Raw genomic sequence first — 7,415 nt, 5'->3', positions numbered from 1 at the left:
CTGCTCACCAGCCAAAACCAGTTTTAATAACCTATTTCATTTTCAAATACTGAAAGGCGCGATTAAACTTTTAAAGCAGGCCGCAGCAATCGCTGACCTCGGAGTTGACACGGCTCTTGGAACCATCGTCCCAGGTATGAGTGAAACAGAGCTCGTGGGTATTATTGAGGAAGCCATGAGACGAGCGGGAAATCAGTGGGCATGGGCTTTGACCGGAGGCCATGAAGTAGGCACTGGCGATAGAGCCACTTACCATATGGGTGCCACAACTCCCGCAACTCAACGCCTCATACAACACGGAGACAATGTTATTGTTGACTTACACAGCACTTATGAGCTACATTATTCAGATCTAACGCATAATATTATTATGGGCAGTGCTACGAGTGAGCAGAAGAAATTGGCGGAAGTTTATGTGGATGCCGTAACCACTCTTTTTGACTCTATGCAGCCGGGGGTAAAGGTTGGAGAAATTGCCAAGAAAGTGTTTGGAACTGTTGAGAAGGCCGGGTATGGAAGTAATGTTGTTCAGATGTTTGGACATGGAATTGGTGCAATAGGTGACGAATGGTATTTACCCATAATTGGATACGGTCCTTATAGCGAGAAAATATTGGAGCCGAATATGGTGGAGATTGCTGTTTGTATTCTAAATAAGCCTGGCGTTGCGGGTTATCGACTGGAGTATCCTATGCTGATAACAGAAAATGGTGCCCAACCTTTAGCAAAGACGCCTATTGAGCCCACTATATTATAAGTACCATTTTTTTAATTTTTAAAAGTTTTTTTACATTTCATCTACTTTTTTGGAGTGTGGTCTTTTTAAGGGTTTGTTTTATATTTTATTAAGTTGAGATAATTTTTAACATCCGTTTTTCGAAGAAAAGTTTTATTATTCTCAGATTTCAATTATTAGTTATAGTAGTTAGTGAGGCTGGTTTTTGTGTCTTTCATTGAAGAACCTCATTTTACCCAAAGTAGGCAACGTTTTAGATTCTTATCTTTAAATAGTGATAAGCTTATTCAACTGGTCTCTGATGTGGTCAATAACTATCAAGATGGTGGTTTTAAAAGACAGGAATTATTCAGGGATATTCGTGATCGTCATTCCATAGATGTTAGTAGCCTGGACAAGGAATTCTTGGAGGAATTGGAGAACGGTGCGGGAATTATTTACATGCATGGTAAGTACAATTTCAATATGAACCGTCTTTTAATGCTTATGAATATGTTTGTTAAAGAAATTGAGCGCGTTGATAAAGATAGAGCTATCGAGTTAAGGCAAAAAATTAACCAAATTAATATGAGAATTAATACTCTCACTGGGGAAATAGGTGTCGAAGCGGCTAAACCAATGCTACCTGCGTTTGAGGAAATTGAGGAAGAAGAACAAACGGTTGGAAGTACCGAGACAGTATCATTATTCGAATTAGAACCTGTTGATAAGGCTCTCACCACTTATATTAAAGAGTATGATAAACTTAGTTTCATCCAGATCGCCTCTGTTCTAGGCATCTCTGAAGACGAAGTTAAACAAAGATTAAACCGCATGCTAGACCAAGGACTTATAATAGGAAATATCCAAGATGACTACTTTATACGAGAAGCAGTAAGCACCATAATAACTCCAACTGAGATGGTGGAAATAGAGGAAACAAGCAAGATAGTGGAGCCCATTGCCATTGAAACCACTCCTGCAGAAGAAACAGTTACTGCAGATTATGCGGCAGAAACAGAAGAGGTTGTTGAGGAGCCCATTATTGAGAAGCCTACTGTGAAGATTGTTGAGAGGCCTGTGATTGAAAAACCTGCAGTGAAAGTAGTTAAGGAAACTGCTGTGGTGGAGAAGCCTGTTATTGAGGAGCCTGTGGTGGAGAAGCCTGTTATTGAGGAGCCTGTGGTGGAGAAGCCTGTTATTGAGGAGCCTGTGGTGGAGAAGCCTACTGTGAAGGTTGTTGAGAAGGTTCCACCTGAAATTGTTTATACTAAAAAAGAAGTTAAGGATATTTATAAGAGGATGAAATTGTTCATTGAATTGGTTTCTCAAGTTCTGGAAATGGTGGTGGCTCCTGAAAAACGTGGATTCTCTGTAAGGGACTTGTCTAAGCTGGTTTATGATTATTATTTCCTACCTATCGACGGTTCTTTTGATGTAGAGCCATTTGTGGAGCTAAGTAAAGAAGGTGTAGTTAAAGTCGAAGATGCGTGGGTAAGGATTGATTTAGAAAAATCACTTAACCTTTTTAAAAACCAGTATATCCCTGGAATAAGAAAGGTAAAAAAGAGAACCGCGTCAAGTCTAGAAAAGGCTCTAAAGCAGCACATTGAAGATTTGGTAGAGGATATTATCAGCCAAGCTAGAAGTTGACTGAAAGAGTTTTAGACTGGTATTTACTTTTACCAATTATATGTTCTTGCAGTAGCCTATTATTTCGAAGTCTTCCTTATCGAACTCGTCAGCAGTCCACTCCTCTATTTCCTTTATAATTTCTTTAATTTTGTCCGATGGTCCTGAGATTGTGTCCTCATTTATGTTCAGTCTATATTTTGACCTTGCACACTCTTCTATGGCTAGTTTGAGAAATTTTTTTGCTTTTTCTTCTGGTATCACGAACTTTTTTGCTATTCCCGGAATTATATCCTTCTTTTTTTCTACAAGTTCAGAAGAATTTAGTATTTCACTCATACCTGCCTGCTCTCCTATAATCTCGAATTTTTCAAGTTTAATTTTTTCTTTTTTATTTTTTCGTATCTCTAGAAGGTTCCCTCTATCTGCCACAGTTCCTGTACCAATCTGGGTAGAAAGGCCCCAATATCGCTTATAATCCCTATGGCATAGGTTCCTCGGTCTGTGAGCTTTGTTACCACTGCTGGATTAATATCTACACACACTGTTCTAACTGTGGAGGGAAGCATATTTCCCACTGCGATAGAGTGAAGTGTGGTTGCCAGCATTAGAACTAGGTCGGCGTTTTTCAATGCATTCCTCATTGCATCTTGTGCTTCCATGACATCGGTAATAACGTCGGGTACTGGCCCATCATCTCTTATAGATCCTGCTAACACTAAGTCCACATTGTTTCTAATGCATTCATACATGATTCCACTTTTTATAACTCCTTTCTCCACTGCTTCCTTAAGTGAACCAGCTTTTCTGATTAAGTTTATTGCCATTAGGTGATGGCGATGCCCCCCTTCATAGTTTTCAAGTGTTTTTAGATCCATTCCCAGAGAGGTGCCGTATACACTATTCTCTACGTCGTGTACTGCTACCGCGTTTCCTGATAGGATTACATGAACATAGCCCATCCTTATCAGTTCTGATAGTGCGGGGGCTGCTCCCGCATGAATGACTGCGGGACCCGGAACCACTACGATTTTTCCTCCGTTTTTTCTGAGCTCGAACATCTCCATCGCTATCATACGAGTAAGGGAAAGCGTGGGTTTCTCTGATGATGTGGTGCTGCTCATAAAACTAAAAATCTCTTTTTTTCGAGATCTTTCTGGAAGTGTAACCTTTATTCCCTTATTTCCAACAACGACCAGTTCTCCTTTCTTTACTTTTCTCATAGGTATGCTATATGGTTGGCCGTCTCTTACCACGATTGCTTTATCCATTTCTTGGTTTTCTGCCTTTACCCATTTCCCATTTATCATAATGAAGGTTGGGTGATTAGTTGTCGAGTAAAAATCATCGGGGAGTACTCCATCAGCCGGGGCTAGAATCAGCTCCGCATCGACCGCCTTCTCGGTTACCACAGCGCCTAGTTTTTGAAGTTCAGCTAAGATTGTGTCGAGGTGCTGTCTGTTTTTGCCAATAATACGCATACGGGTGTACGAATAATCGTTTTTCGTTTTTCCAATTCTGAATTCTAAAACTTCAAATTCGCCGCTTAGATCGTAAACTGCTCCAAATACTTTAGGCAGTATCATAGAATCAATTATATGACCAGTTAATTCTATTTCAGCTTCGCTCAATTTGAATTCCTTCTACATGCGCTATGATTATCATAAAATATGATGCCGATGAGAATTTCCATGTTTTCTTTTTCACAAAATTTATTCTTAGTTGCTCTGTTTTGGGAATAAGAACAGATTTTTATAACATTTATGGCAATGGTAAGCCTTTTGGATATATTATATATTTTTTGTGGATTTTAAATATCCTCTTAAAGAATATTATTTAGATAAGCAATTAAGCGGCGTCTTTAGATGTTTCGAATTTATTGGAATAATCGAAACAAAGTTATTAAATATATGTTGAATTAGCCCAAGGATTTGTGTTTAAAATGTATTACCCCTTGAATTTTCCAATTGTATTCTATTCAAACGCATTTACTTCAGTTGCGTTCCCACTCTATTCTAGTCAGTTATCTCCGGGAATTAATTTTTCAAGTTTTAGTATGTTTACCTCAGCACCTTTAGAATTTCTTATTCCCTTAATTTTAATTTTTTTCAGCTTTGTTTGTTCCAATGGAAATATGTCTTTTTCTCAGTATTTGCTCACACAGGATAGGGTAAAACTACTTAACGGAAAGCGAGTCATAGCGGAGGAGGATGTATACCAACTGCTTCCCGGGTTAGGGAATGGAAATTTTAAATTTCCTTCCTATGAAAATTTTTTAATTTTCAATGAAGAATTAGATGAAGAATTGGAGTTCGCGTACGAGCTAACTATGTGTGGGAAAAAGATATCTTCCTACTTCCATATTTTCATGAAACAACATTTTACCCAGGAAGTTTTAGATTCCAAAATACAGTCTATTTTATCTGCTTTTAATCTAAATACTGACTACACGAGGGTTTCTTTTGATCTGTTGGAAAACGCATTTTTGAGTATGGTAGGAGGAAAATACTTTTCAAAAATTCGTAAAATTAAGAGTGAAAGGAATCTTTTGCTTCTTGAGGCAGAAGGAAGAGCAACTTACATTGCTGTTATCACCTTGAAAGGGTCTCCAGATTACGAGTCATTAGATCCTGGATACATGGATCTTTTTATTAAATCTATTCAAAACTTGGATGTAGATGTAAGTCTGGTGATTCCGTTCAAATTTGTGAAAGTTAACGAATCTGAAAGCATGTTAAAGAAGGATTTGAGAGTCCGTATTCTGGTGAATGGTAAAATTCCCGTGAAATACTTTGAGGTATCTCCCTACTTGGTTATAAGGGAGCCTTCTCTTGAAAATCTTAAAAACCATATGAAAAGGGTAAGTGTTGCTGCAAGTGCAGCCTGGTCCGGAGTTAAAAAAAGATTGAGTTTAGAGTTTTTGGACTCAAAGGAGATCAAAAAATTTTTACACCACATAATTTGCAGGCGATTACTTCCTGAGAGAGAGCTTTTTCGTATCAAAAATCTAGCTACCTACTTAAGAATTCCCACTATGATGTTCCAAGAAATGACCAGATATCAAATGATAATTCCCAGTGCGGTAAAAGAAAGCAATAGCCACAACAATAATAGAGTTTTGTTGGGTAATACCGATCTGCTTGGACGAAACGTACCTGTTTGGATGGGACACGATGACTTCTCAAAATGCGTCGTGATTCTCGGCGAATCTCCCCAAAAAATTAATTTCTTGTGGAGTCTTCTTAAGAAGATTTCTAAACCCTGGACCATTTTCGATTTTAAGGATGAATTTAGCAAATTTAAAGACTTTAGAGATTTAGGTTTCTTTTTTGCCCCGGGCTCCGACTCAGAACCACTAAGGATTAACCTTTTTGATTCTATAGGAAAAACTCCTGCCGAACACGCAGCATTCTTGCTCAATGTTTTCAAAAAGGTTTTTGAAAATGAGTTCGAAATGGTTGAGGAGCCTCTTTGTAAAATTTTGAGCCATTTCAGTGCTCAAGTTAGGTACAAACAGGGACTTAATGAGCTAAACAAGGCTTTTGATGAAATATTTAAATTGAATGATTCCCCTGAACAGTCATCCGTCAGGGAACTTGCCTCCCTACTTCGTAATCTTCAGCATGGCATTATGAATAAAATCTTCTTTAATGAAGATTCTAATGTAGATCTAAAAAGACTGATTAATGATTGTGTACTCATTGATTTAACTCAAATAATATCTAAAGCTGACATTACTGAATTAAAATTTCTCTTGGCTTATATACATGGGCATTTATTCAATAAATCGACTAAAAATAAGAGTGAGCTTAGACACTTAACAGTAATAAATTGCCCCGAAAATAATTCGAACCTAATCAATTTTCTTACAAAGGTGATTTTTAAATCTTCTTTACCCGATACCAGTGCAGGTCTCATTCTTATTACTTCACAACCTCAAGACCTTAATGGTGTCGAAAGTCTAGATTCCTACTATAAGATTATTTTTAACAGTGTCAAAGAGACTAAGAATACTGCTGAAATATTAGGAACTACCCCCCAGATCATAGAAAATCTTGGTAAAGATGCCCTAATGATAATTCCAGAAACAGAAAAACAGATAATATTTCATCCCGACTACGATAAAAACTTACTTACTGAGGAAATATATTTCTCTAAAATTCCAGAAAAGCAAATCGTCAGTAAATTAAATACAGCAGCAACTTCGAGTGAAAATAAAGAAGAAACTGGGAATGAACTCTTTCCAGAAATATCATCCAATTTATTAAACGGGGACTTCATAACCGCCGACGCATTTCTCAAAGGAGCCCGTAACTCAAACAAAATATCATTCGATACATCCTATAATTTTAGTAGTGACCAAATTGAAACCCTTGTTGAAAGAATTTCACACATGCTTGAAAGAGAAATGTATTTAACGGATATCTATATATCCCGATTAACCAGTCTTCCCTATAATATTGTTAATAAAATTTTGCGCGAAATCTTAAACCAAGATTCGGATATTCAGAGAATATACGTACCAGTTGTTGGAAATAAAGCTAACATTCCTTTATATTATTCAAAATTTGGACCTAAATATGAGAGTGTACAAGACAAGTACTTAAAGGACACCTTAGAAGAATGGTGTTTCAAAACCGGTACGCAACTGTCTGTAAAAAAAGATCTTGAAGCCGGAGCAGATGGCCAAATTGAATCCCATCATCTAAAACTATTCGTCCACAGACCCGAAGATAATGAGCTAAAAAACATATTTCAAAAATTATTTCTAAAATATAATCAAATTGCTATCCTCTTTCTTTACGATAAAGATCTTATCGAGGCCGAAAAGCTAAACAGCCAATGGAGAATACCGCTAATTATGGGATGCCTCAGCAACCTCAATGTCTTTCTCAAAGAGATACAGACGGTCTCCACTGAAAAAATGCTTAACCAAACCTACACCAGTGAGAAAGAATTACAGGAATTCATTTCATGGCTTGAGGCTGACACCTAAACTCCCCACCCATATTATTGCTATGAAAAAGCTTTTCGCTTCAGTCCGAGAGGGGGCTGACCAGATAGCCGG

The 7,415-nt window shown here is 37.5% G+C and carries 5 protein-coding genes; 3 read left to right on the top strand and 2 right to left on the bottom strand.

From position 1 onward, the window contains the following. On the top strand, positions 1 to 757 hold a 757-nt coding region (locus tag ACUVXA_RS13425; protein WP_445871785.1), incomplete at its 5' end, for a M24 family metallopeptidase. 186 nt (positions 758 to 943) lie between these two features. Next, the gene (locus tag ACUVXA_RS13420) at positions 944 to 2,368 is read left to right on the top strand and encodes a PCI domain-containing protein (protein WP_445871784.1); all 1,425 of its coding nucleotides are present in this window, start codon (positions 944 to 946) and stop codon (positions 2,366 to 2,368) included. A 36-nt stretch (positions 2,369 to 2,404) separates the two neighbouring features. Here ACUVXA_RS13420 and ACUVXA_RS13415 read toward each other — a convergent pair whose 3' ends face one another. Together ACUVXA_RS13415 and ACUVXA_RS13410 are read right to left on the bottom strand one after the other, a co-directional pair. After that, on the bottom strand, positions 2,405 to 2,686 hold the full coding sequence (locus ACUVXA_RS13415; protein ID WP_445871783.1) for a hypothetical protein: 282 nt from the start codon (positions 2,684 to 2,686) through the stop codon (positions 2,405 to 2,407). A 68-nt stretch (positions 2,687 to 2,754) separates the two neighbouring features. Continuing rightward, positions 2,755 to 3,978, bottom strand: a complete 1,224-nt coding sequence (locus tag ACUVXA_RS13410) for an ornithine cyclodeaminase (RefSeq protein WP_445871782.1) — start codon at positions 3,976 to 3,978, stop codon at positions 2,755 to 2,757. 854 nt (positions 3,979 to 4,832) lie between these two features. Between ACUVXA_RS13410 and ACUVXA_RS13405 the strand changes: the two genes are divergently transcribed. Continuing rightward, positions 4,833 to 7,343, top strand: a complete 2,511-nt coding sequence (locus ACUVXA_RS13405) for a hypothetical protein (RefSeq protein ID WP_445871781.1) — start codon at positions 4,833 to 4,835, stop codon at positions 7,341 to 7,343. The last annotated feature ends 72 nt before the right edge of the window (positions 7,344 to 7,415 follow it).

The sequence above is a fragment of the Candidatus Jordarchaeum sp. genome (genome assembly GCF_052745115.1).
The sequence above is the reverse complement of the archived record's forward strand: the minus strand, read 5'-3'. Positions and strand labels throughout refer to the sequence as shown.

What these genes read in the sequence shown, in the direction of transcription:
- ACUVXA_RS13415 (WP_445871783.1), bottom strand. Translation starts at nt 2,686, where the DNA reads ATGAGTGAAATACTAAATTCTTCTGAACTTGTAGAAAAAAAGAAGGAT.